Here is a 23331-nt window from a genome sequence, read left to right on the forward strand (position 1 = left end):
ACGCGAGACCTTGCGCGATGCATTGTTCTTATGAACAAGGCCACGCTGGGCGGCACGCATCATCTCGGGCTCGGCAGCGCGCAGAGCGGCCAGAGCATCGCTCTGGTTTCCGGCGGCAATCGCTTCCTCGACCTTGCGGACGAAGGTCCGCATACGGCTGCGGCGCGAACGGTTGACCGCGGTGCGCTTCGCGATCTTGCGGGTCATTTTCTTGGCCGACACGGTGTTGGCCATGGCCTGTCCTCGTCTTTCAAATTCCGATGCGTCGCGCCTGTGAACTCATGTCCCGGCGATGATCGGTGATGTGGAAACTGGAGAGCCCGCGACGGACGCGGGCTCATGTGTGGCGGCTTATAGACTCAAGGAGAGGCAATCGTCAACGCCGGCATGCCTTTCAGCGTCAAAAAAGCGCCCTCAGCGCCAGTCGCCACGGATTGGCGGGGTCGAGCAGGAGGCGAAGGGCCATCAGACCCGAAACGACGACCAGGAGCGGCCGGATCAGGCGGGACCCGAGCCGCATGGCCAGCCGTGAGCCGATCTGCGCGCCGATGAAGGACGCACCAGCCATGACGAGGCCGATCGGCCACACCACGGCGCCCGTCGCGGCAAAGAGAGACAGCGACCCCAGATTGCTCGCCAGATTGAGGAGCTTGGTATGAGCCGTCGCGCGCACGACGCCGTACCCGAGCAGCATCACGAAGGCGAGCATATAAAAGGAGCCGGCGCCGGGTCCGAAAATGCCGTCGTAGAACCCGATGGCGACAGGAGCGGTGAGACCGAAGGTCAAGGCGGTCATGCGGGCGGTCGCGTCCGCGTCGCGCACTTTGGGGGAAAGGGCGAAGAAGAGGGCGATGCCGATCAACAGAACCGGGATCGAGACGTCGAGAACCGCGCGCGGCAGGAAGCGTACGCTCAAGGCGCCGGCGATCCCGCTGACGAAGGCGATCGCCGCCAGGGGCGCCGCCGAACGCCAGTCGATGAGGCCCTTGCGCCCGAACGCATAGGTTGCGGAGGCGGCCGCGAACGAGCCCTGAACCTTGTTGGTGGCGATCGCCTGGGCCGGATCCAGCCCCGCCAGAATCAGCGCCGGGACGGTCAAGAGCCCGCCGCCGCCGGCGATCGAATCGACAAAACCGGCCAGCAGGGAGATTGCTGCCAGCGCCGCGAGCATATCGAACCCGAAATCGCCCATCTGTCCGGTCGCCGCGGGCCTACTTGTTCTTGAACTGGGGTGGGCGCTTTTCGACGAAGGCGGCCATGCCTTCTTTCTGATCGGCAGTGGCGAACATGGCATGGAACAGGCGTCGCTCGAAGCGGACGCCTTCGGCCAAGGTCGTTTCAAAGGCCCGGTTGACGCTTTCCTTGGTCATCATGGCGATGGGAAGCGACATCGCGGCGATGGTGTCGGCGGTCTTCATGGCCTCGGCGACGAGATCGGCGACCGGCACGATGCGCGAGACGAGGCCTGAGCGCTCCGCTTCGGCGGCGTCCATCATGCGGCCGGTCAGGCACATGTCCATGGCCTTGGCCTTGCCGACCGCGCGCGTGAGGCGCTGCGATCCGCCCGCCCCGGGCATCACGCCGAGCTTGATCTCGGGCTGCCCGAATTTCGCGTTGTCGCCGGCGATGATGAAGTCGCACATCATGGCGAGCTCGCAACCTCCGCCGAGGGCGAACCCCGCCACGGCGGCGATGATCGGCTTGCGCCGGTTGGCCACCCGGTCCCAGGCGGTGATGAAATCCTCGAGGTAGGTTTGCGGAAACGAGAGGCTGCCCATCTCCTTGATATCGGCCCCGGCCGCGAACGCCTTCTCCGACCCGGTGACGACCACGCAGCCGATACCAGCGTCGGCCTCGAAGCCGTCCAGCGCCAGATTCAGTTCGGCGACGATGGTGGAGTTGAGGGCGTTGAGCGCCTGCGGTCGGTTGAGGGTAATGAGTCCAACCCTACCCCGGGTCTCCACAAGGATCGTTTCGTAAGCCATCGCCGCGCCTCCTCAAAAGCGAGGCTACCGGTAGGCGAGCGCGGGAGGCTCGGCAAGTGACAATTCGCAAAGGCGCCCGACGCGGGCGCTAGACGACGATCTTGCGATAGAGATGCCAGGTCGCGTGGCCGAGAACGGGCAGGACGATCGCCAATCCCACCATCGCCGGCACGAAACCAATGAAAAGGGCCGCCGCGACGATGAGCGCCCAGATCGCCATGGTGCGAGGATTTTCGCGAACGGCCCGGAACGAGGTCCGGATCGCCGTTTCCCCGTCCACATGCCTATCGAGCAGAAGAGGGAAGGAAATCACGCTCAGACAATAGGCCACGATGCTGAAAGCGAGGCCGATCGCATTGCCCACCACGATGAGTGCCCAACCCTGCTTCGTGGTCAGCACCGCCGAGAGGAACGCGCCCATGGAGTCGAAACCCTGGCGACCGAACAGCACCAGATAGAGCATCTGCGCCACCGCGACCCAAACCACGAAAAGGATGGCGAGCAGCAGGCCGAGTTCGACGATGGGGCGGATCGCGGGCGATTGCAGCACATCGGTTGCGTTCTTGACCGAGACCGGCATTCCGCGCTCCCGGCGGCGGCTCAGTTCATAGAGGCCGAGCGCGGCGATCGGGCCAAGAATGGCAAAGCCCGAGACGACCGGAAAGAGAAGGGGAAACAGATTGTACCCGAAGGCGATCCTCGCCAGGAACAGGCCGATGATCGGGTAGAAGATGACCAGGAACACCACATGCGTCGGCATCGCCCAGAAATCGTCAAACCCTTTGCGAAGTGCGTCCTTGAGATCGGAGACATCGATCTTGCGAACCGGCAGCGCCGCCGACGCGTCCGGATCGGACATCTCCCGTTCGGAAACCCCATGACCGGAAACAACGTGGATCTTCACCATGGCAAAGGGCTCCTGAACGAAGATTCGGCATTGCACGAACGGGGCGCGGATAGTTTCGCAGCCTGCTCAATAACAACAGCGACCGGGGGCGTGCCGTTCCACGCTCGAGCTCACCTCTGGCACTTCGGGCAATAGAACGTGGAGCGTCCCGATTGCACGAGGCGGGTCACGGTTCCTGTGCACCGCGGCGTGACGCAAGCTTCTCCTTCCCTGTCGTAGACTCGGAAGCGGTGCTGGAAATAGCCCAGCGTGCCGTCGACCTGGGCATGATCGCGCAGGGTCGAGCCACCCGCCTCGACCGCCTCGTTGAGGACGTCGCGGATGATTTCGGCGAGCCGATGGGCTTTCACAGTCGGCTTGCCCGTCTTGGTCGCAAGCCGGCCGGCCGCCGTCTCCGGGTGCAGACCGGCGCGGTAAAGCGCCTCGCAGACATAGATATTGCCGAGCCCGGCGATCAGGCTCTGGTCGAGGAGGGCGGCTTTCAGGGGCGTGCGTCTGTTGGCGAAGAGGCGCGCAATGGTTTCGCCCGAGAGTTCGTTGCCGAGAGGTTCGATGCCCATTTGCGCGAAATGGCGGCAGCTTTCGATCTCTGCGCGCGGGACGAGATCCATGAAGCCGAAGCGGCGGGTGTCGTTGTAGGTGACCATCGTCCCGTTCGAGAGGGTGAAGACCACGTGGTCGTGGGGGCTCTCCCGACCGGGCTCATGGTAAAAGCTCCCCGGTTCGCGGGTCGCTCCGTCCTTCGTGACCAGAAACCGGCCGGACATGCCGAGATGCATCACCAGCACTTCGCCGGAGGACAGGTCCGCCAGGAGGTATTTGGCCCGCCGGCCCAACGACGTGACGGTCTTGCCCGTGAGCCGTTCGGCGAAACGGTCGGGGAAGGGAAAGCGGAGATCCGGGCGGTTCTGGACCACTTTGGCGAAGCGGGCGCCGACCATGGCTGGCTCCAGGCCACGGCGGACGGTTTCGACTTCAGGCAGCTCCGGCATCAACCATCTCTCTTGCTCGACCCCTCCTTCACATAGCCATTCGGTCACGCTTCCGCTATGGATCGGCCAAGACGATTGGAAACGATCCCGTTTCATGAATTTGGACCATTTCGGGACAAATTATCGGGACCGAGGGCATGATGCCGAAAAGTGCGACGCGGTTTTCGGCATCATGCCCAGGATATGATGCCGGATCGCGCCGGGCCGTTCTCGCACGACATGGCTTCAGCGCAGTTGGACAGGTGGGACGAATKACGGACCAGAACACCCATTTCGGATTTGAGACCGTCCGACTCGAAGAGAAACAGGGACGGGTCAACGAGGTGTTCCACTCGGTGGCGAGCCGCTACGACGTCATGAACGATCTCATGTCGGCCGGATTGCACCGCCTGTGGAAGAACATCCTCGTCACGATGCTCCGCCCGCCCCGCGAGCGCCCCTTCCGCCACCTCGACGTGGCCGGCGGCACGGGAGACGTGGCGTTCCGCATTCTCGATGCAGGCGGTCCGAAGACCCATGTGAGCGTGCTGGACATCAACGGCGACATGCTCAATGTCGGCCGCGAGCGCGCCGGCGAACGCTATGCGGGCCGCATGGATTTCATCGAGGCGAACGCGGAGAGCCTGCCGCTCCCGGACAAGAGCTTCGATGCCTACACCATCGCGTTCGGCATCCGGAACGTGCCGCGCATCGATCTGGCGCTCAAAGAGGCCCATCGGGTGCTCAAGCCTGGCGGGCGCTTCCTGTGCCTGGAATTCTCGAAGGTGGACGTGCCGGGTCTCGACACCATTTACGAGACCTATTCCTTCAACGTCATTCCGAAGCTCGGGCAAATGGTGACGGGCGATTCCGAATCCTATCAGTATCTGGTCGAGTCCATCCGGCGTTTCCCGACCCCGGCGGCGTTTTCGCGGATGATCGAGGATGCCGGCTTCAAGCGCGTGACGCACCGAGCGCTGACGGCAGGCGTCGTCGCAATCCATTCCGGCTGGAAGATCTGACGTGATCGGCAGCACCGTCCACCTCGCCCGCAACCTGCGTGCCGGCCTCATTCTGGCGCGCGAGGGCGCCCTTTCTCTGATCGATCCGAACGTGTTGCCGCCATCGGCCCGCGTCGCCTTGCGGTTCGCGCGCATCATCGAGCGGCGCGGAGCGGGCGACGGCGCGGCGCGCCTCTCGGCCGCCTTGACCCGGCTCGGTCCATCCTACGTGAAATTCGGCCAGTTCCTGGCGACCCGTCCCGACATCGTCGGCGCCGCTGCGGCCCTCGATCTGGAGCAATTGCAGGATCGTATGCCTCCCTTCCCGCGCGAGCAGGCGGTGAAGGTGGTGGAAGCGGCACTCGGCAGGCGCCTCGACGTGCTTTTCCTGGATTTCAGCGAGCCGCTCGCCGCCGCCTCCATCGCCCAGGTACACAAGGCACGGATCGCGACACCCGAAGGCGAGGAGATCGTCGCGGTCAAAGTCGTCCGTCCCGGCGTGCGCGAAGGTTTTTCGCGCGATCTCCAGGCCATGCGCGCGGCCGCCAAGATCATCGAACGCTTTCTGCCGGATGCTCGACGCCTCAAAGCACAAGAAGTCGTCGAGACTCTCGCCCGCTCCGTCGCCGTCGAGATGGATCTGCGGCTCGAAGCCGCCGCCGTGTCGGAACTCGCCGAGAACACGAAGGACGACAACGATTTCCGGGTGCCTAAACCGGAATGGGACCTGACCGCGCGGGACGTTCTCACCACGACGTGGATCGACGGCATCCGCCTCAACGATCTCGCCGCCATCGAGGCGGCCGGGTTCGACCGGGTGGCGCTCGCACGCACGCTCATCCAATCCTTCCTGCGCCATGCGATCCGCGACGGTTTTTTCCACGCGGACATGCATCCGGGCAATCTGTTCATCGATTCCGCGGGGCGGCTCGTCGCGGTCGATTTCGGCATCATGGGCCGGCTCGGCATGAAGGAACGGTTGTTCCTCGCTGAAATTCTTCTCGGTTTCATCCGCCGCGATTATCGCCGCGTGGCGGAGGTGCATTTCGAGGCGGGCTACGTACCGCCGCACCATTCGGTGGAGGATTTCGCCCAGGCCCTGCGCGCCATCGGCGAGCCGATCCACGATCGCCGCGCCGACGAGATCTCGATGGCGAAACTGCTGACGCTGTTGTTCGAAATCACGTCCCTCTTCGACATGGCGACGCGCACCGAACTCGTCATGTTGCAAAAGACGATGGTGGTGGTCGAAGGCGTGGCGCGCAATCTCGATCCGAAGCTCGATATGTGGGGCACCGCCGATCCCGTCGTCCGTGAGTGGATCGAGCGACATTTCGGCCCGCTCGGTCGTATCGAGGAAGCCGGGCGCGGCGTACGCTCGCTCGCGCACATCRCCGCCGACCTGCCGACGATGGCGCAAAAGGCGCAACGCATTCTCGACCGCGTCGATACGATCACGACGAAGGGGATTTCCCTCGACGCCGACACCATCGCAGCGATCGGGCGCGCCGAGGCGCGCGGCAATCGCTGGGGCAACGTGGCTCTGTGGTGCGTGGTCGTTCTTTTGCTGATCCTCGTGTTCGGAGTGCTCTGATCATGAAACTGTCCGGCAAACGGGTTCTCCTGGTCATCGGCGGCGGAATCGCCGCCTACAAATCTCTCGATCTCATTCGCCGCCTGCGCGAGCGCGGCGCGTCCGTGCGCTGCATCCTCACCAGCGGTGCGCAGGAATTCATCACGCCGCTCGCCGCCGCATCGATTTCCGGACAGCGGGCGCACACCCACCTGTTCGATCGTGAGGACGAAGCCGATATCGGCCACATTCGCCTCGCGCGCGACGCGGACCTCATCGTCGTCGCGCCGGCAACGGCGAACCTGATGGCGAAGATGGCGGGCGGCCATGCGGACGATCTCGCATCGACCGTCCTACTCGCGACGACATTGCCGATCCTGATCGCGCCGGCCATGAACGTGCGCATGTGGGAGCACAAGGCGACAAAGCGCAATCTGGCGATTCTGAAAGCCGACGGCGTGCGCACGATCGGCCCCAACGACGGCGCCATGGCGGAAGCGGAATTCGGTCCCGGCCGCATGGCCGAGCCGATCGAGATCGCCGATGCGGTGGAAGGCGTTCTCGCGCCGCGAACGGCGCTTGCCGGCCATCACGTTCTGATCACCGCCGGGCCGACGCACGAGCCGATCGATCCCGTGCGCTACATCGCCAATCGCTCGTCGGGCAAACAGGGTTATGCAATCGCCCGCGCCGCCGCTGACGCGGGCGCCAAGGTCACGCTCATTGCCGGCCCGGTGATCCTGCCCGATCCGTTCGGCGTCACCGTCGTGCGTGTGGAGAGCGCCCGCGACATGCTCGCCGCGGTCAAGGAGGCGCTTCCGGCCACGGTCGCGGTGTTCACGGCGGCCGTGGCGGATTGGCGCGCGGAGGCGGAATCGCATCAGAAGATCAAGAAGAAAGGCGACGCGCCGCCGGCGCTGTCCCTCACGGAAAACCCCGACATCCTGTCCACCATCGCGCACAGCAAGACCCAGCGCCCGGAGCTTGTCGTCGGCTTTGCGGCCGAGACGGAGCAGGTGATCGACAACGCTCGCGAAAAGCTCGCGCGCAAAGGGTGCGATCTCATCGTCGCCAATGACGTTTCGACGACATCGGGCGTCATGGGCGGCGACAACAACACGGTTCATCTGGTGTCCTCGTCAGGCGTCGAGACCTGGCCGACATTGTCGAAGGACGCGGTCGCCCGCCGGCTCGTCGAGCGGCTGGGCACGATCATCGAGAGCGCACAATCATGACGACGTTGCGGGTCCGGCGATTGCCTCACGGCGAGGGCTTGCCGCTGCCCCGTTACGAGAGCGACCTGGCGGCCGGTCTCGACCTGATCGCCGCCAACGGCGATGGTACGCCCATCGTTCTCGCGCCATTCCAGCGCGCGCTGGTGCCCACCGGCCTCGTGATTCAGCTCGAACCGGGCTTCGAGGCGCAGGTGCGACCGCGCTCCGGCCTTGCCCTGAAACACGGGATCACCGTCCTCAACGCGCCGGGCACCATCGATGCGGATTATCGCGGCGAAGTTCAGGTGTTGCTGGTCAATCTCGGGCAGGAAGACTTCGCCGTCGCCCGTGGCACGCGGATCGCTCAGCTGATCGTCGCGCCGGTGTCYCATGCGACGCTCGTCGAGGTCGAATCGACCGACGAAACCCGTCGGGGAGAGGGCGGGTTCGGCTCGACGGGTCTTATCCGGGAAGCGCAGTCATGATCTTTCTGTCCCGCCGCTCGCTCCTCGCCATCGCCGCCGTCACCGATATTGCGCTCCATGCGCGCCCGATGCCGGTTTCCGCGAAGGCGCTCGCCGCGCGCCACAACCTCCCCCCGCGGCACATGGAGCCGATCCTCCAGGCGCTCGTGCGCCAGGGGATCCTGAAGGGCTTGCGCGGGCCCCGAGGCGGTTACGAACTCGCTCGCGAGCGCCGACGCATTACCGCCGGTGACATCGTCAGGGTCGTGATGGCGGTCGCGGAAGAGGAGGGCGCTGCGCCGATTCCGGAATCGCGCCTGGTCGACGCCGTGATCACCCCCGTCGTCGAGACGGCAACCAAAGCTTTCCTCGCGTCGTTGGATGAGGTGACGGTCGAGGAATTGTGCCACCGGGCCAAGGCCGAAGGCGCGGTCGAGACCGATGCTGCGATCGATTTTACGATTTGAAATGTGATTTTTTCCAATTCTCGACATGGAATGGAAAAAGGAATAAATATCCGTCTCATGACGTATGGAGGATCTCATGGCTGATCATGCCAAGCCCGGTCGCGGACGCATCTACGGGTCGATTACGGAAACGATCGGCGACACGCCGCTGGTGCGCCTGAAGCGCCTGCCTCAGGAGCGCGGCATCGATGCCGAGATCCTGGTGAAGCTCGAATTTTTCAACCCGATCGCCAGCGTCAAGGACCGTATCGGCGTCAACATGATCGACGCGCTCGAGGCCGAAGGTGTGATCAAGCCGGGCACGACCCTGGTCGAGCCGACGTCGGGCAACACCGGTATCGCCCTCGCCTTCGTCGCGGCGGCGCGCGGGTACAGGCTCATCCTCGTCATGCCCGAGACGATGTCGATCGAACGCCGCAAGATGCTGGCCTTCCTGGGCGCCGAGCTCGAACTGACGCCGGGCCCGCTCGGCATGAAGGGCGCGGTCGCCAAGGCGGAGGAGCTCATCAAAGAGATCCCCAATTCCGTCATGCCGCAGCAATTCCGCAACCCGGCCAACCCCGAAATCCATCGCCTGACGACGGCGGAAGAGATCTGGAACGATACGGACGGCAAGCTCGACGCCTTTGTGGCGGGCGTCGGCACCGGCGGCACGATCACCGGTGTCGGCCAAGTGCTCAAGCCGCGTCTGCCGAACTTGAAGATCATCGCCGTCGAGCCCGAGGACTCGCCGGTTCTGTCCGGCGGCCAGCCCGGCCCGCACAAGATCCAGGGCATCGGCGCCGGCTTCATTCCAGAGGTCCTCGACCGCTCCGTGATCGACGAAGTGGTCACGGTCGGCAACCAGACCGCGTTCGACATCGCGCGCAAGCTCTCGAAACTCGAAGGCATTCCGGGCGGTATCTCGACCGGCGCCAACGTCGCCGCCGCGCTCGAAATCGCGGCACGTCCGGAGTTCAAGGGCAAGCGCATCGTCACCGTCGCGCCGTCCTTCGCCGAGCGCTACATTTCGAGCGCCCTGTTCGAAGGCATCTGAGTTTTTATGAATGCTGATACGAAGGCGGCCTTCGGGCCGCCTTTTTCGTTGTCCGCGCACGTCATTCCCGGGTCACGCTTTGCTCGCCACGGAATGACGAGAGAACCGTCCGTCTCACCTTCTTGCTCTAACCTCTCGTCTGAGCGATGAAAGCGCATTGATCGGCATCAACGGCGGACGCGTTCCATGACATCCCCCATACGCCTCTATTCCGGCCCCTTGAGCATGTTCGGCGCAAAGGCGCAGATCGCCGCGCTCGAAAAGGGGATCGACGTCGACCTCGTCATGGTGCCGTTCCATATGCAGCGTCTGTACGAGCCCAAGCACCCGGAGATCGTGCGCATCAACCCGAAGCGACAGGTCCCGGTGCTCGTGCATGATGGCGTCGAGATCTTCGATTCGACACAGATCTTCGAATATTTCGAGGACCTCGAACCGACGCCGGCGCTCTGGCCCGCGGACATTCGCGAGCGGGCGCGCGCGCGTCTTCTCGAACACAAATCCGACGAGGTCTATTTCCCGCCGATCGTCCGCTTGATGTCGCTGCAAGACACACCGCAGGATCCTGCCGCGATCGCCGCGCGGGATGCATCGGCACGCTTCTACGACGAGATGGAAACGATCCTCGGCGACCGCGCCTATCTCGCCGGGTCCTATTCCTACGCCGACATCGCATTCTACATGGCGCAGCTGTTCGGCGCGCGCATGGGCGCCGGCATGACCGACGCGACGCCGAAGCTGCAGCAATGGCGCGAGCGCATGTCGCAACGTCCGGCCATCGCGGCCGTGGTCAGGCCGATGGCAGCGTTCTTGATTTCCGAGGGCCGCACCCTGCCGCCCTTCATGCAGGATCTTGCTAACTAAGGGTCACGCCGCAAACAAAGCGCCTGCTCGAAATGCCTCTTGCACTATCCTTCGAAAGATAGGCTCGTTCGTGAGACATGCCTAAAAGCGGAATCAATCCAACGGCTTAAATTGGATCAGCTCAAGCAATTGATTCATCTTGACTTTTTCGTCTCGATCCCTATTATTCCAGTAGGCAGCCATGCGCCGGAACTACCCAGAGCATTCGCAAGATTGCAGGCGAGAAATCGCAATCATGGGCCGGGGGGCTGCCGACTTCATTTGAACAACTCTATCAGACGCTTCTGCTCATCACTGAGTTCGCAGTCGTCCGGCTTCGGCACCACCTTCACGCCATAGCTGAGGAAATTGCCCATTCGTTGATAGGTGATGGGCTTGAGAATTTCCGCATACCGCAGTTCGCAATTGCCGTACGCATTCGGCTCCACGGCGGCAGCAAACGAAGAGGCTATTGCGTCGGCCAATTGAAGGCTGGCGCTAGTGGAGTGGTCTTTGGCAACCACGCTGTCGATGTCGATCACAGGCCAGTGTATTTTCACATCCTGATCGTTTGACGCTTTTAGGCGATTTAGATAATCGCGGAAGGCATCGTAGGACATTCCGCCGCGACGCGAGAACGTGATTGCCACTCGGCCATCGCCCTCGGGGACTCGCGGCCGAAGATCGCGACACAGCCACGACAAGCGCTCGATCAGATATCGCGTCATATAGAAATAGAGTTGGTTCTTGTCGGTATAGATACCCGTCGGAATGGGTCGCTTGGCAGCCAACACACTCAGCGCTCTAAGCGGCTTCGTGGCGATTGCTTGGACTGCGACGACCTTCTGATTGTGATTCATTTCAGCAAAATGAAGGGACCGGCTTCTCTTCTCCGGCATCCTTCCAGAAATTTCGTCCCGCCAAGCAACCGCGTCGAGATTATGCACCTGCCGAAATAGACACGCTGACAGTATCAACCAACTCGAAGAGCCACCTCGCCCACCTGGCTGACGGAATTTCTCAAGACCATCGTCACCCGATTCATCAATGAAAGCCAGATAGCTGTGCGTCATGACTGCAATTTATTGCTGAACTATGCCGACTGCTGCAAGGCTCAATTGTCAGCTTTCTACTTTCGATTTGTGTGCCCCGGCATTTGCTCCGCACTTTTGCATTCGACGACGGGGTGAAAACAACGCCATCATCCTGAAGCATCCCGCGTTGCCAATAGAACGGGCATTGACCGACAAGCGATATTAGGTGCTAGTCGTCGTCAGAGCTGAAGATCGGCTCCGGGGCCTGGTAAGCCCTTCCTCAAGCGGTCGGCATCGGCCGCAACGATGCCTTCCCTTCCGTTATGGTCGGGGAGGTGCTGTCGTATGTCCAGGATGTAAATCTAAAGGGCAGTACGGCCGTCTTGAGGCGGTCTTACCACTCCCCGACCACCAGGAGCCCTGGTGGTCATTCATACGGGGAGAACCATGGAACCTCAGTATTCCGTCATCGCCGATATTCTATCGAAGTTTCACACGTGGCCCTTGAGTGTCCAAGCACTTTGCGTCGCAGGACTGACCGCGGTTGTCATCACAGCAATCCTCGGTATCACGCGCGTGATGCTGGCACTCGTCGACGCCTTCCACGATCGCAAGCCCGCTATCGCGCCACCGATATTCTCGAATGCGCGGAGTGAATCGATGCATCGGTTGCATGCGGAAGAACGATTGCTGCCGCGCGGTGTTTCCAGTCAAAGCACATTCGACGACAGGGTGAAAACATCGCCCTCATCCTGAGGAGCCGCGAAGCGGCGTCTCGAAGGATCGTCCAGAGATCGCTGGAGACGCCTCGTCCTTCGAGACGCGACTATCGTCGCTCCTCAGGATGGGCTGTGTGATTGACGGCTTCATTGTTTTTCCGGATGAGGATGAGGCGGGGTGCAGCTTCATCGCCGTTCAAGAACGAGGTTGCGTAGCGCAACGAAAAAGCCGCCCCTGATGCAGGAGCGGCTTTCCTTTTCGTGGTGTCGGTGAGCGGCTGTTACGCGCTCAGCGCTTCCTTCGAACGTTCCGCACGCTTGCGGTCGTTCGGGTCCAGAATCGACTTGCGGATGCGGATCGACTTCGGCGTCACTTCCACCAATTCGTCGTCCTGGATCCACGCCAGCGACTTTTCCAGCGTCATGCGGATCGGCGGCGTCAGGCGCACCGCTTCGTCCTTCGAGGTCGTGCGGATGTTGGTGAGCTTCTTGCCCTTGAGCACGTTCACTTCGAGATCATTCTCGCGGTTGTGCTCGCCGACGATCATGCCCTGATAGACCTTCCAGCCCGGCTCGATCATCATCGGGCCGCGATCTTCCAGATTCCACAGCGCGTAAGCGACAGCTTCGCCCGAATCGTTGGAGATCAGGACGCCGTTGCGACGGCCGGCGATCTCGCCCTTGTAAGGCTCGTAGGCGTGGAACAGGCGGTTCATGATCGCGGTGCCGCGGGTGTCGGTCATCAACTCGCCCTGATAGCCGATCAGGCCACGGGTGGGAGCGTAGAACACGAGGCGTTGGCGGTTGCCGCCGGACGGGCGCATCTCGACCATGTCGGCGCGGCGTTCCGACATCTTCTGCACCACGACGCCGGAATATTCCTCGTCCACGTCGATCACGACTTCCTCGATCGGCTCGAGCAATTCGCCGGTGGTCTCGTTCTTCGTGAACACCACGCGCGGACGCGACACGGCGAGCTCGAAGCCTTCGCGGCGCATGGTCTCGATCAGAATCGCGAGCTGCAATTCGCCGCGTCCCGAGACGTAGAAGGAATCCTTGTCGGCGGCTTCTTCGATCTTGAGCGTGACGTTGCCTTCGCCTTCCTTGAACAGGCGGTCGCGGATCATGCGGCTCGTGACCTTGTCGCCTTCGGTGCCGGCAAGCGGCGAATCGTTGACGATGAAGGACATGGTGACGGTCGGCGGATCGATCGRCTGCGCCTGGATCGGAATGTCGTTTTCCGGCGCGCAGAAGGTATCGGCGACCGAACCCTTTTCCAGGCCGGCGATGGAGACGATGTCGCCCGCTTCACCGACTTCGATCGGCTGACGCTCGAGACCGCGGAAGGCGAGGATCTTGGACACGCGGCCGGTTTCGACCAGCTTGCCCTCGCGATCGAGAACCTTGATCGACTGGTTCGGCTTCACGCTGCCGGAGCTGATGCGCCCGGTGACGATGCGCCCGAGGAACGGGTTGGCTTCGAGGAGCGTGCCGAGCATGCGGAACGGACCCTCTTCGGTCTTCGCCGGCGGCACGTGATCGAGCACGAGATCGAACAGCGGCGCCAGGCCCTGATCGCTCGGGCCTTCCGGCGTCAGCGCCATCCAGCCATTACGGCCCGAACCGTAGAGGATCGGGAAATCGAGCTGCTCGTCCGTCGCGTCCAGCGCCGCGAACAGGTCGAAGACCTCGTTGATCACTTCCTGCGAGCGGGCATCGGGACGGTCGACCTTGTTGATCGCGACGATCGGGCGAAGGCCGATCTTGAGCGCCTTGGAGACCACGAACTTGGTCTGCGGCATCGGACCCTCGGCGGCGTCCACGAGAACGATGGCGCCGTCGACCATGCTCAGGATGCGCTCGACCTCACCGCCGAAATCGGCGTGGCCCGGGGTGTCGACGATGTTGACGCGGGTGTCCTTCCAGACGACCGAGGTCGCCTTGGCCAGGATCGTGATGCCGCGCTCCTTTTCGAGATCGTTCGAATCCATGGCGCGCTCTTCCACGCGCTGGTTCTCGCGGAAGCTTCCCGATTGCGAGAGGAGCTTATCGACAAGGGTCGTCTTGCCATGGTCGACGTGGGCGATGATGGCGATGTTGCGCAGCTTCATAGGAGTCTTTCGAGGCTTTCAAAGCAAAAACGTCCGGCTGCGGGGGCGCGATAGAGCGTGATCGGCAAAAGTGGATACCGATTCTGCGCCCAATCACGCTCCAGCTTGTCGAAGTGCATGATCTTGTCGCCGAACCGTTTCCACTTCGGCGGATCATGCACGAGGCGCACTCATTCGAGACCGGAAGTGGGAAATCGTTGCGATGCAATATAGTGATGCGGGTTTGGCGGCAATAGGGCGGATGCCTATTCGCCGCGCTCCGCGACCGGATTTACGGCAAAAACCCCGAGAATCTCAGGCTTGGCAATGAGCGGAAGGCGGTTATAACGTCGCCCCTCCCATACAGGAGGACGATTCATGCGGGCGATCAACTCGACGAAACCGGCGCTCTTTTTGCTGGCCGCCGTCGCCTTTACCGTTTCCTCCGGCTCCACGAGAGGACAAACCATGCCCGCCCAGCAATTGATGGATGTCGACCGCGCCTTCAACGACATGGCCCAGAAAGAGGGCGTCGGCAAAGCTTTCATCGCCTTTGCCGCCGATGACCCGACGCTGATCATGCCGGGTAACCCCCCGGTTCTCGGCCGAACGGATCTCGTCGCCGTGTTCTCCAAAGTCGAAGGCTCGGCGTTGAGCTGGGAGCCCCTCAAGGCGGACATCGCCCAGAGCCAGGACCTCGGCTACACGTTCGGTCGCTACAAGGTGCGTGAGAACGGCGCGATCAAGACCCATGGGGTCTATGTCAGCATCTGGAAAAAGCAGCCCGACGGCAGCTGGAAATATGTCGTCGACGGCGGCGGCCCGACCCCGCACGAGGTGCAAATCCCCACGCCGACGAAACCCTAGGGGCCACAATAATTCCGGCTCCAACTCCGCTCCGTCATGGCCGGGCTCGTCCCGGCCACCTCGATTGGAAAGGCTCGGCGCTCGTCGCATTCGAGGTCACCGGGACAAGCCCGGTGACAGCGGAGGTGTCATGGCGCACCTCGCGGTACGTCACCAGGGGCCACGCCCCTCGGCGACAAACAAGGAAAAGCAAGGGTTTCCAACCTTGCGGTGAAATTGCACGCTGAAGGGGAATTTCGAAGTTCGGCAATCCTAGGTGTTCGCATGGGGGCGAGCATTCACGGCCGCGCATATTCGTCGTCACTTTGCAATCATGCTCCGGTGACCCGAATGACGTTGACTTTGACCCTCCAACACTTCGAGCGACTGACGCCCTCTTCCATCACGACCCTGGCCTCGCGGCCGGCCAACGGGGGCGACGCCAACCATATCAGCAGCAGCGCTCAGGTCAGCGCCGATGGGCGCTACGTCGTGTTCCAAAGCTTCGCCAGCAACCTGGTGACGGGCGACACGAACGGCGACGGGGACATTTTCCGCAAGGACCTGCACACCGGCGAAATCACGCGACTGTCGGCCGGGTCGACGGAAAATGAGAGCAACGGCAGCAGCTTCAACCCTCAGATCAGCGCGGATGGGCGTTACGTCCTGTTCGAGAGCTACGCCGATAATCTCGTGGCGGGTGACGACAACGACAATCGGGACCTCTTTCGCAAGGACCTGTTCACGGGCGCGCTCACGCGAGTCGACACCGACAATGGCGCGGGGTCGCAAGGCGAGGGTCTCTTTGCCCAGCTCAGCGCCGATGGGCGCTATGTCGTGTTCCACAGTCTGGCGAGCGATCTCGTCGCAGGCGACACGAACGGCAAGGAAGATATTTTCCGCAAGAACCTGCTGACGGGAGACGTCGTCCGCGTCTCGACCGATGCCGACAATCAGCAGGCGAACGGCGGCAACAGCTACTACGCCCAGGTCAGCGCCGACGGACGCTATGTTCTGTTCGAGAGCGATGCCAACAATCTGGTCGCTGACGACACCAACGGCACCCGCGATATCTTCCTCAAGGATCTGCAGACCGACGAGATCACGCGCGTGTCGACAGATTCCGACGGCATCCAGGGTCTGGGCAAGAGCGCCAAGGCCCAGTTCAGTCCCGACGGGCGTTATGTTCTGTTCGAAAGCAATTCCAGCAGCCTCGTCGCGGGCGACACCAATGGCGTCCGGGACATCTTCCGCAAGGATCTGCTGACCGACCAGATCATTCGCGTCTCCACGACCTCCGATGGCAGCGAAGCCATGGGCGACAGCTTCGGGGCTGAGCTCAGCGCAGATGGACGCTACCTCGTGTTCACCAGCGCTGCGGGCAATTTGGCGGCCGGCGGCACCGAGGGACGCTATGACATCTACCGCAAGGATCTGCAGACGGGCGCCGTGATGCGCCTTTCTCCCGCGAAGGATGGGAGTGCCTCGGACGGGGACAGCGGGATCGCATCGATCAGTCCCGACGGGCGCTATGTCGTGTTCGACAGCTCAGCCAACAATCTCGTCGACGCGGATGGAAATGCGTCGGTCGACATCTTTCGGGTCGATACCGTGATGATGGCAAATGCCGCCGCCATCCGCGAAGGTCGCTACGTCGAACTGCGTTTCGGCACCGGCAACGCGTCGTCCGCCAAGATCGCCTGGGGTGACGGCACGACCGACACTTTGGTCCCGACGAACGGCAGCGCCAGCTTCACCCACACCTACGCGGCAAGCGGCACCAAGGCGGCCCTCGCGACGGTGACGGAAGGAGCGACCACGTGGTCCGTGCCCTATCTCGTCGCCCTCGCCGAGGGGCAAGCCTTCCGCAACACGTCGCTCAACGACACGCTTTCGGGCGGTTCGGCCGCCGACCGGCTCGCCGGTGATCAGTTCAACAATGCCATCTACGGGGCGCAGGGGAACGACAACGTCTCGGCCGGGCTCGGCAACGACATCATCTTCGGCGGTACGGGCAAGGACACGCTCGCCGGCGGCAGCGGCAAGGACGTTTTCGTCTTCGACACCAAGCCGAACAAGAGGACCAATCTCGACAAGATCACCGACTTCGTCGTGAAGGACGATACGATCTATCTGGACAACGCGGTGTTCAAGAAACTCGGCAAGGGCTCGCTCGACAAACCGGGGAAGCTGTCCAAGAGCTTCTTCACCGTGGGCGACGCGGCGAAGGATGCGAACGACTACCTGTTCTACAACAAGAAGACCGGCGTTCTGTACTACGACGCGGACGGTTCGCGCGCCGGTCAGGCCGTCGAAATCGCAACCCTGAAGAAGGGCCTCGCCATGACGTACAAGGACTTCTTCGTGATCTGACGTCTCTGTTCGTCGAGACCACCATTCAAGGCGGGTTCGCCCGTCTTGAATTTGCTGTCCTCACAGGCGCCGAAGGGACACCGCCTCGATGCGGTGGCTGGCGCCCTTTTTGAGAATCAGGCTCGCGCGCTGGCGCGTCGGGATGATGTTTTCGTTCAAGTTCAGAAGATTGATCCGGGTCCACAAGCCTTCCGCGACACCGATCGCTTCTTCCTCCGAGATTTCCGCATAGCGCCGGAAATAGGACAACGGATCGCGGAACGCCGTATCGCGCAGGCGCAGAAAGCGGTTCACGTACCAGCGGTGGAGATCGTTCTCGTCCGCGTCGATATAGACCGAGAAATCGAAGTAATCGGACACGAAGGGAATGGCCGTGCCGTCCCGGGGCATGCGCGCCGGTTGCAGCACGTTCAGCCCCTCGACGATGAGAATATCGGGGCGGTCGACGATGGTCTCCGCTTCCGGCATCACGTCGTAGACGAGGTGGGAATAAACCGGCGCGCGGACATTGCGCTTGCCCGCCTTGATGTCGGCGAGAAAGCGCAGGAGCGCGCCCGTGTCGTAGCTCTCCGGAAAGCCCTTGCGCTCCATCAGCCCGAGACGCGTCAATTCGGCGTTGGGCAGGAGAAACCCGTCCGTGGTGACGAGATCGACCTTGGGGGTGTTCGGCCAGCGGGCGAGAAGCGCGTTGAGGACGCGGGCCGTGGTCGATTTGCCGACCGCCACCGATCCGGCGACGCCGATGATGTAGGGAACCTTGACGTCGTTCTCGGCCAATAGAAAGCGCTGGGTCGCCTTGAACAACCCCTGCGTCGCCGCGACGTAGAGCGACAGCAGGCGCGACAACGGCAGGTAGATTGTCGCGACTTCGTCGAGCGATATCGGATCGTTGAGGGATTGCAGACGCAAGACCTCCTGCGCCGTCAGGGTCAGGGGCGTGTCGGCACGCAACTGGGCCCATTCCTCGCGCGAAAAGTGCCGATAGGGCGAGAGATGATCGTCCTCGGGCAAGGATACCGGCATGAAGCGCTGGTCCATCGGATCCCTTTCCGGAATTACTGGTTCCGTGCGGCCTTCTCGGCGAGCCCGGATTGCACCGTGCGGCGCTCCAACTCGGCCATCACGTCACTTAAGGGAATTTCGGCGCCTTGCAACACGACCATGAGATGATAGAGCACGTCCGCCGCCTCGGCCGTCAGATTGGCGCGATCCTGTGCCACAGCCGCGATCACCGCCTCCACCGCCTCTTCGCCGAATTTTTTCGCCGCCCGCGCCGGTCCGTCGGCCAAAAGCTTGGCCGTATAGGACTCGCTCGCCGGAGCGGCGGCCCGCGCGGCGACGATGGCGGCAAGGTCGGAGAGGGTGAAGGCGGTCATCGCTCGATCTTCGGCTCGATCTTCATTCGTCGGCCCCTCTTAAACAGTTCGGCGGCAAAGGGCGAGGTCCATTTGCCCCACATCCTCCCCGCATGATACCACTCGCCTAGAACCGGGCGTACCTGGTTCCGGGGCGTTAGAACCTCTCCGAAAGCGGCTGACATCGGCCGCGACGATGTCTCCCTCGCCTTACGGCCGGGGAGGCGATGGCGCATGTCCAGGGCGAAAGCCTAAAGGTCATCGCGGCCGTCTTTCGGCGGTTTCTAAACTCCCCGACCACCAGCAGCGCTGGTGGTCACTCAACTTGGGGAGTGTGGGATGGACCAGCCKTACAGCATCGTCGCCGATGCGTTGTCCAAGTTTCARAYAGCRTCCGAGCCGATCCAGGCGCTCATGATCGTCATGAGCGCGTTGACGGTGTTCGGCGTCGCGTGGGTTTTGATGCGCGGGATCGTCGAGATCCGGCTGGCGCGGCGTGCTGCGTCCGTCGACGCGCGGGATGCGCGGCCGGTGGCGTCGTGGCGGGAGGCGCGGTTCAAGGACGCGCGGGTCGAGGACGCGCGCTTGGCCGAGCCGCTGCGCGTTCTCCCTATCGCCGAGGGCGACGATGTAGGTTCGGCTGCGCCCGTGTCATCGCCGGGCTCGTCCCGGTGACCCCGATTTGGAGGGCGCGGCGCTCTTCCGATCGAGGTGGCCGGGACGGGCCCGGCCATGACATGGGTGGGAGATTGCCAACCCCTCGCCGTCATTCCGGGGCGAGCCCGGCTCTCAAGCCGGCCGATCCAGCCGCATCTTGAGCCCGGCTTTCGCCATGTGCTCCTTGGCCTCGCCGATGGTGTGGGTGCCGAAATGGAAGATCGAGGCGGCAAGGACCGCGCTCGCATGTCCGTCCCGAACGCCGGCCACGAGATGGTCGAGGGTGCCGACGCCRCCGGAGGCGATCACGGGCACCGACACCGCATCGGCGATGGCCTGGACGAGGGGAAGGTCGTAACCGCCCTTGGTGCCGTCCCTGTCCATGGACGTGACCAGCAATTCGCCGGCGCCGAGTGCCGCCACTTGCTTGGCGAAGGCGATTGCGTCGATCCCGGTGGCGGTGCGGCCGCCATGGGTGAAGATCTCCCAACGCGGCGGTTCGCCCTCGGCCGAGACCTTCTTGGCGTCGATGGCGACGACGATGCATTGATTGCCGAACTTTTCGGCGGCCGCGCGGACGAATTCGGGGTTGTTCACGGCGGCGGTGTTGATCGAGACCTTGTCCGCGCCGGCGAGCAGAAGCTTGCGGATGTCCTCCACCGTGCGCACGCCGCCKCCSACGGTGAGCGGMATGAAGCAGGCCTCGGCGGTGCGTTGCACCACGTCGAGCAGGATGCCCCTGGCCTCGTGGCTGGCGGTRATGTCRAGRAAGCAGAGCTCGTCGGCGCCGGCGGCGTCRTAGGCCTTGGCGGCCTCGACGGGATCGCCCGCATCCACGAGATCGACGAACTGAACCCCTTTGACGACCCGACCGTCCTTGACGTCGAGGCAGGGAATGAGGCGAACCTTGAGCATCACGCGGTCTCCCGCCGCACCGAGCGCAGCAAGGCGAGGGCCTGGTCGGGATCGATGCGGCCGTCGTAAAGCGCGCGGCCGGAGATGGCGCCGCCGAGAATGGCGCAATCGGGCTCGATCAGCCGCTCGATATCGGCCATGGAGGCGAGGCCCCCTGACGCGATCACCGGGATCGACACCGCGCGGGCGAGCGCCAGCGTCATCGGAATGTTGAGGCCCTTCAGAATGCCGTCGCGGGCGATGTCCGTGTAGATGATCGCGGAGACGCCGGCATCCTCGAAACGACGGCCGAGCTCTTCGGCGGTGAGCGTGGAGGTCTGCGCCCAGCCCTCGACGGCGACACGACCGTCCTTGGCGTCGATGCCCACGGCGACCTTGCCGGGATGCAGCCGGGCCGCCTCGCGCACGAAGGCCGGGTCGCGCACCGCGGCGGTCCCGATGATCACGCGGGCGACGCCTTTGGCGAGCCACCCCTCGACCGTCTTCATGTCGCGAATGCCGCCRCCGAGCTGCACCGGGATCTTGATCCGGCCGAGGATGCGCTCGACCGCCGCCGCGTTCATCGGCTTGCCGGCGAAGGCGCCGTCGAGGTCGACCACGTGCAGCCACTCGAAGCCCTGCGCCTCGAAGGCGGCTCCCTGGGCGGCCGGATCGTCGTTGAAGATCGTCGCCTGCTCCATGTCGCCCTGGATGAGGCGGACACAGCGGCCCTCTTTGAGGTCGATGGCGGGAAACAGGATCACGGGCGCCACCTCAAGAAGTTGGCAATGAGTTTGAGGCCGAGGGCCTGGCTCTTTTCAGGGTGGAACTGGGTGCCGACGAGATTGTCGCGGGCAATCATCGCCGTCACCGCTCCCCCATAGGAGGCTGTGGCGACCACGTCGCGGGATTCCGCCGGGGCAAGCGCATAGGAATGGACGAAATAGGCATGCAACCCTTCCGAACCCGTCTCGATGCCGCCGAGCACCGGGTGAGCGTGGCGGATGTCGAGGGTGTTCCAGCCCATATGGGGGATCTTGAGGTGCGGATCGCTCGGCACGATCGCCTTCACGTCGCCGGGGATCCAGTCGAGCCCCTGGGACGTCTCGTGTTCGAGACCCCGCGTCGCCATCAGCTGCATGCCGACGCAGATGCCGAGAAACGGATGGCCCTTTTCCCGCACCACCCGATTGAGGGCGTCCACCATGCCCGGGACCGCATCGAGACCGCGCCGGCAATCGGCGAATGCGCCGACGCCCGGCAGCACGATCCGGTCGGCCTTTGCGACGGCCTCCGGGTCCGAAGTGACTGTGATGGTGTCGGACGAGCCCGATTCCCGCGCGGCGCGCTCGAACGCCTTGGCTGCGGAATGCAGGTTGCCCGACCCGTAATCGACGATTGCTACGCTCACCGGCTGTTCTCCGCATCGGGAAAGAGACCGATCACCGGCTCGCTTCGGGCTGGCATCGCAGGCGCCGCGGGGGGTTGTCGCCCGGGTTGCGGTTGCCGGTCGAGCCATCGGGTGAACAATTTCGTTTCCGCCTCGCTTTGGCTGCTCGCGGTGACGACGTCGACCGCGGGAAGGCCGCGCCGCGCGAGCGTCCAGCGCCGCAGGCTGTTGGCCTCGAGTCCGATCAGAAACGCCAGCAGGAGATGCGCCGCCGATGCGGCTGCCGGATGCACGTTCAGAAGGCCGATAGCGGCGCCGAAAGCAATCTCGACGATGAGGATCGCCGAGCCGGCGAGCCAGAGCCGATGGAAGAAGAACCACAGAACGGAAAAGAAGAACGCGCCCCAGGCGAAGCCGTCCTTCACCAACTGCGCCCGGTCGAGGCCCGTCGGGTCGCCCGGCCGCGCATCGCGGGGCACGTGCAAAGTATAGGTCGTCATGGCCGTCTCGCTCCTCGAGCGCCTGTCGCCTTTGGATCTTTCGTCCGCCGACAAGGTCGCCCAATTCCAAATAGCCGAAAGAGGATCGGTTTCGAGATCCGATCGACCGCGCGGTCTTCGACCGATGCGATCGAAGGCGGTCGCGGTCTAGAGCGTTCCCTTGGTGGAGGGAACGCGCCCTTCTTCCCGTGGGTCCACCGACACTGCCTGACGCAAGGCCCGTGCCAGACCCTTGAAGCAGCTTTCCGCGATATGGTGGCTGTTGTCGCCGTAGAGGGTCTCCACGTGGAGCGTAATCCCCGCATTCATGGCGAAGGCCTGAAAAAACTCACGCACGAGTTCGGTGTCGAACACGCCGATTTTTTCCGTCGGGAAGCTGGTGCGGAACACCAGGAAGGGCCGCCCCGAAATGTCGAGGGCGATCCGCGACAGCGTCTCGTCCATGGGCAGGTGGAGATCGGCGTAGCGCGTGATGCCCTTTTTGTCGCCGAGCGCCTTCAGAATGGCCTGGCCGAGGGCGATGCCGGTGTCTTCCGTCGTATGGTGCTGGTCCACGTGGAGATCGCCTGTCACCTTCACGGTCAAATCGAAGAGACCGTGGCGGGCAAACAGGTCGAGCATGTGATCCAGGAAACCGACCCCGGTCGCGATTTCGGCCTTGCCGGTGCCATCAAGGGCAATCGACACGGCGACATCGGTCTCGGCGGTGCGACGGCTGACGCTCGCGGCGCGCATTCTTTCATCCTTTAGAGCATGATCCGGCGAGAGGGTCGCCGGTTGAGACGGGGCGTTCTAACAAGCTGCGCGAAGAAATGCCACCCGCGTTGCTTTTGCGCTCACGATGCTTAAGTCACGGGGAACTGGTTCCCTCCCGTGCCGCTTTTCCTCGCCCTTCGGAGTTCATTTCCCGTGTCAGACAACGCCCTCCCCTCGATGCACGCCACGACCATCCTGATGGTGCGGAAGGGCGACCGCGTCGTCATCGGCGGCGACGACCAGGTCAGCCTTGGGC

General features: G+C 63.3%; 25 protein-coding genes and 1 pseudogene. 12 read left to right on the plus strand and 14 right to left on the minus strand.

What is annotated here, in order from left to right; all coding sequences use genetic code 11:
- The 5 genes from rpsT to mutM form a co-directional block, all read right to left on the minus strand.
- A partial coding sequence (gene rpsT / locus AC1DT3_RS02075) for a 30S ribosomal protein S20 (protein ID WP_477463574.1) occupies positions 1-234 on the minus strand: 234 nt, incomplete at its 3' end.
- A 166-nt stretch (positions 235-400) separates the two neighbouring features.
- Positions 401-1192, minus strand: a complete 792-nt coding sequence (locus AC1DT3_RS02080; protein ID WP_477463575.1) for a TSUP family transporter — start codon at positions 1190-1192, stop codon at positions 401-403.
- A gap of 19 nt (positions 1193-1211) precedes the next feature.
- Positions 1212-1985 carry an enoyl-CoA hydratase gene (locus AC1DT3_RS02085; RefSeq protein ID WP_477463576.1) on the minus strand — a complete coding sequence of 258 codons (774 nt, stop codon included), beginning with the start codon at positions 1983-1985 and terminating at the stop codon, positions 1212-1214.
- Positions 1986-2073: 88 nt separating this feature from the next.
- Entirely contained in the window at positions 2074-2892 is an 819-nt protein-coding gene (locus tag AC1DT3_RS02090) for a DUF2189 domain-containing protein (RefSeq protein ID WP_477463577.1), read from the minus strand.
- 110 nt (positions 2893-3002) lie between these two features.
- Positions 3003-3884, minus strand: coding sequence for a bifunctional DNA-formamidopyrimidine glycosylase/DNA-(apurinic or apyrimidinic site) lyase (gene mutM / locus AC1DT3_RS02095; RefSeq protein ID WP_477463578.1), 882 nt, complete (start codon positions 3882-3884; stop codon positions 3003-3005).
- A 137-nt stretch (positions 3885-4021) separates the two neighbouring features.
- On the opposite strand from mutM, the gene ubiE reads away from it, so the two are divergent.
- The 7 genes from ubiE to AC1DT3_RS02130 all read left to right on the plus strand — a co-directional run bounded on the left by ubiE (position 4022) and on the right by AC1DT3_RS02130 (position 10482).
- A complete protein-coding gene (gene ubiE / locus AC1DT3_RS02100; RefSeq protein WP_477463579.1) occupies positions 4022-4885 on the plus strand; it encodes a bifunctional demethylmenaquinone methyltransferase/2-methoxy-6-polyprenyl-1,4-benzoquinol methylase UbiE in 864 nt (287 codons plus the stop codon).
- A 1-nt stretch (position 4886) separates the two neighbouring features.
- Positions 4887-6458, plus strand: a complete 1572-nt coding sequence (ubiB, locus tag AC1DT3_RS02105) for a 2-polyprenylphenol 6-hydroxylase (protein WP_477463580.1) — start codon at positions 4887-4889, stop codon at positions 6456-6458.
- Positions 6459-6460: 2 nt separating this feature from the next.
- Entirely contained in the window at positions 6461-7672 is a 1212-nt protein-coding gene (gene coaBC / locus AC1DT3_RS02110; protein WP_477463581.1) for a bifunctional phosphopantothenoylcysteine decarboxylase/phosphopantothenate--cysteine ligase CoaBC, read from the plus strand.
- Positions 7669-8136: a dUTP diphosphatase gene (dut, locus tag AC1DT3_RS02115; RefSeq protein WP_477463582.1), complete on the plus strand. Its 468-nt coding sequence runs from the start codon at positions 7669-7671 to the stop codon at positions 8134-8136. The genes coaBC and dut overlap by 4 nt, the downstream gene beginning before the upstream one ends.
- Positions 8133-8582: an RrF2 family transcriptional regulator gene (locus AC1DT3_RS02120; protein WP_477463583.1), complete on the plus strand. Its 450-nt coding sequence runs from the start codon at positions 8133-8135 to the stop codon at positions 8580-8582. Before dut ends, AC1DT3_RS02120 begins: the two co-directional genes overlap by 4 nt.
- A 76-nt stretch (positions 8583-8658) precedes the next feature.
- Positions 8659-9618: a cysteine synthase A gene (gene cysK, locus AC1DT3_RS02125; RefSeq protein ID WP_477463585.1), complete on the plus strand. Its 960-nt coding sequence runs from the start codon at positions 8659-8661 to the stop codon at positions 9616-9618.
- A 186-nt stretch (positions 9619-9804) separates the two neighbouring features.
- Entirely contained in the window at positions 9805-10482 is a 678-nt protein-coding gene (locus AC1DT3_RS02130; protein ID WP_477463586.1) for a glutathione S-transferase family protein, read from the plus strand.
- A 257-nt stretch (positions 10483-10739) separates the two neighbouring features.
- Here the strand turns inward: AC1DT3_RS02130 and AC1DT3_RS02135 are convergent, their stop codons facing one another.
- Positions 10740-11534 (minus strand): DUF3800 domain-containing protein, encoded by a 795-nt coding sequence (locus tag AC1DT3_RS02135; RefSeq protein WP_477463587.1) that lies wholly within the window; start codon positions 11532-11534, stop codon positions 10740-10742.
- A 408-nt stretch (positions 11535-11942) separates the two neighbouring features.
- On the opposite strand from AC1DT3_RS02135, the gene AC1DT3_RS02140 reads away from it, so the two are divergent.
- Positions 11943-12251 carry a hypothetical protein gene (locus tag AC1DT3_RS02140; protein WP_477463588.1) on the plus strand — a complete coding sequence of 103 codons (309 nt, stop codon included), beginning with the start codon at positions 11943-11945 and terminating at the stop codon, positions 12249-12251.
- A 244-nt stretch (positions 12252-12495) separates the two neighbouring features.
- Here AC1DT3_RS02140 and typA read toward each other — a convergent pair whose 3' ends face one another.
- A complete protein-coding gene (typA, locus tag AC1DT3_RS02145; RefSeq protein WP_477463589.1) occupies positions 12496-14325 on the minus strand; it encodes a translational GTPase TypA in 1830 nt (609 codons plus the stop codon).
- Positions 14326-14682: 357 nt separating this feature from the next.
- Between typA and AC1DT3_RS02150 the strand changes: the two genes are divergently transcribed.
- Entirely contained in the window at positions 14683-15171 is a 489-nt protein-coding gene (locus AC1DT3_RS02150) for a YybH family protein (protein WP_477463590.1), read from the plus strand.
- 330 nt (positions 15172-15501) lie between these two features.
- On the plus strand, positions 15502-17523 hold the full coding sequence (locus tag AC1DT3_RS02155) for a M10 family metallopeptidase C-terminal domain-containing protein (RefSeq protein ID WP_477463591.1): 2022 nt from the start codon (positions 15502-15504) through the stop codon (positions 17521-17523).
- 60 nt (positions 17524-17583) lie between these two features.
- On the opposite strand, the gene coaA is transcribed toward AC1DT3_RS02155, so the two are convergent.
- Complete coding sequence (gene coaA / locus AC1DT3_RS02160) at positions 17584-18561, minus strand: type I pantothenate kinase (protein WP_477463592.1); 978 nt, start codon at positions 18559-18561, stop codon at positions 17584-17586.
- Between the two features lie 17 nt (positions 18562-18578).
- Entirely contained in the window at positions 18579-18899 is a 321-nt protein-coding gene (locus AC1DT3_RS02165) for a phosphoribosyl-ATP diphosphatase (RefSeq protein WP_477463593.1), read from the minus strand.
- A gap of 318 nt (positions 18900-19217) precedes the next feature.
- Here AC1DT3_RS02165 and AC1DT3_RS02170 point away from each other — a divergent pair, with 318 nt between their 5' ends.
- Positions 19218-19553 carry a hypothetical protein gene (locus AC1DT3_RS02170; RefSeq protein ID WP_477463594.1) on the plus strand — a complete coding sequence of 112 codons (336 nt, stop codon included), beginning with the start codon at positions 19218-19220 and terminating at the stop codon, positions 19551-19553.
- A gap of 114 nt (positions 19554-19667) precedes the next feature.
- Here AC1DT3_RS02170 and hisF read toward each other — a convergent pair whose 3' ends face one another.
- From hisF to hisB, 5 genes are all read right to left on the minus strand, one after another.
- Positions 19668-20450 (minus strand): imidazole glycerol phosphate synthase subunit HisF, encoded by a 783-nt coding sequence (gene hisF / locus AC1DT3_RS02175; RefSeq protein ID WP_477463595.1) that lies wholly within the window; start codon positions 20448-20450, stop codon positions 19668-19670.
- Entirely contained in the window at positions 20450-21202 is a 753-nt protein-coding gene (gene hisA / locus AC1DT3_RS02180) for a 1-(5-phosphoribosyl)-5-[(5-phosphoribosylamino)methylideneamino]imidazole-4-carboxamide isomerase (protein WP_477463596.1), read from the minus strand. Before hisA ends, hisF begins: the two co-directional genes overlap by 1 nt.
- Complete coding sequence (gene hisH, locus AC1DT3_RS02185; protein ID WP_477463597.1) at positions 21190-21840, minus strand: imidazole glycerol phosphate synthase subunit HisH; 651 nt, start codon at positions 21838-21840, stop codon at positions 21190-21192. The genes hisA and hisH overlap by 13 nt, the downstream gene beginning before the upstream one ends.
- The gene (locus tag AC1DT3_RS02190) at positions 21837-22319 is read right to left on the minus strand and encodes a DUF2628 domain-containing protein (RefSeq protein ID WP_477463598.1); all 483 of its coding nucleotides are present in this window, start codon (positions 22317-22319) and stop codon (positions 21837-21839) included. The genes hisH and AC1DT3_RS02190 overlap by 4 nt, the downstream gene beginning before the upstream one ends.
- Positions 22320-22466: 147 nt before the next feature.
- Positions 22467-23054 carry an imidazoleglycerol-phosphate dehydratase HisB gene (hisB, locus tag AC1DT3_RS02195; protein WP_477463599.1) on the minus strand — a complete coding sequence of 196 codons (588 nt, stop codon included), beginning with the start codon at positions 23052-23054 and terminating at the stop codon, positions 22467-22469.
- A 198-nt stretch (positions 23055-23252) separates the two neighbouring features.
- On the opposite strand from hisB, the pseudogene AC1DT3_RS02200 reads away from it, so the two are divergent.
- Positions 23253-23331: pseudogene (locus tag AC1DT3_RS02200) on the plus strand (ATP-dependent protease subunit HslV); the annotation flags it as partial.

This window comes from Microvirga sp. P4_G7 (assembly GCF_056401005.1).

Excerpts from the sequence above, each read along its gene's own strand:
- AC1DT3_RS02080 (WP_477463575.1), bottom strand. The coding sequence starts at position 1,192 with ATGGGCGATTTCGGGTTCGATATGCTCGCGGCGCTGGCAGCAATCTCC.
- AC1DT3_RS02085 (WP_477463576.1), bottom strand. The coding sequence starts at position 1,985 with ATGGCTTACGAAACGATCCTTGTGGAGACCCGGGGTAGGGTTGGACTC.
- AC1DT3_RS02090 (WP_477463577.1), bottom strand. The coding sequence starts at position 2,892 with ATGGTGAAGATCCACGTTGTTTCCGGTCATGGGGTTTCCGAACGGGAG.
- mutM (WP_477463578.1), bottom strand. The coding sequence starts at position 3,884 with ATGCCGGAGCTGCCTGAAGTCGAAACCGTCCGCCGTGGCCTGGAGCCA.
- coaBC (WP_477463581.1), top strand. The coding sequence starts at position 6,461 with ATGAAACTGTCCGGCAAACGGGTTCTCCTGGTCATCGGCGGCGGAATC.
- AC1DT3_RS02120 (WP_477463583.1), top strand. The coding sequence starts at position 8,133 with ATGATCTTTCTGTCCCGCCGCTCGCTCCTCGCCATCGCCGCCGTCACC.
- cysK (WP_477463585.1), top strand. The coding sequence starts at position 8,659 with ATGGCTGATCATGCCAAGCCCGGTCGCGGACGCATCTACGGGTCGATT.
- AC1DT3_RS02130 (WP_477463586.1), top strand. The coding sequence starts at position 9,805 with ATGACATCCCCCATACGCCTCTATTCCGGCCCCTTGAGCATGTTCGGC.
- AC1DT3_RS02135 (WP_477463587.1), bottom strand. The coding sequence starts at position 11,534 with ATGACGCACAGCTATCTGGCTTTCATTGATGAATCGGGTGACGATGGT.
- AC1DT3_RS02140 (WP_477463588.1), top strand. The coding sequence starts at position 11,943 with ATGGAACCTCAGTATTCCGTCATCGCCGATATTCTATCGAAGTTTCAC.
- AC1DT3_RS02150 (WP_477463590.1), top strand. The coding sequence starts at position 14,683 with ATGCGGGCGATCAACTCGACGAAACCGGCGCTCTTTTTGCTGGCCGCC.
- AC1DT3_RS02155 (WP_477463591.1), top strand. The coding sequence starts at position 15,502 with ATGACGTTGACTTTGACCCTCCAACACTTCGAGCGACTGACGCCCTCT.
- coaA (WP_477463592.1), bottom strand. The coding sequence starts at position 18,561 with ATGGACCAGCGCTTCATGCCGGTATCCTTGCCCGAGGACGATCATCTC.
- AC1DT3_RS02165 (WP_477463593.1), bottom strand. The coding sequence starts at position 18,899 with ATGACCGCCTTCACCCTCTCCGACCTTGCCGCCATCGTCGCCGCGCGG.
- AC1DT3_RS02190 (WP_477463598.1), bottom strand. The coding sequence starts at position 22,319 with ATGACGACCTATACTTTGCACGTGCCCCGCGATGCGCGGCCGGGCGAC.
- hisB (WP_477463599.1), bottom strand. The coding sequence starts at position 23,054 with ATGCGCGCCGCGAGCGTCAGCCGTCGCACCGCCGAGACCGATGTCGCC.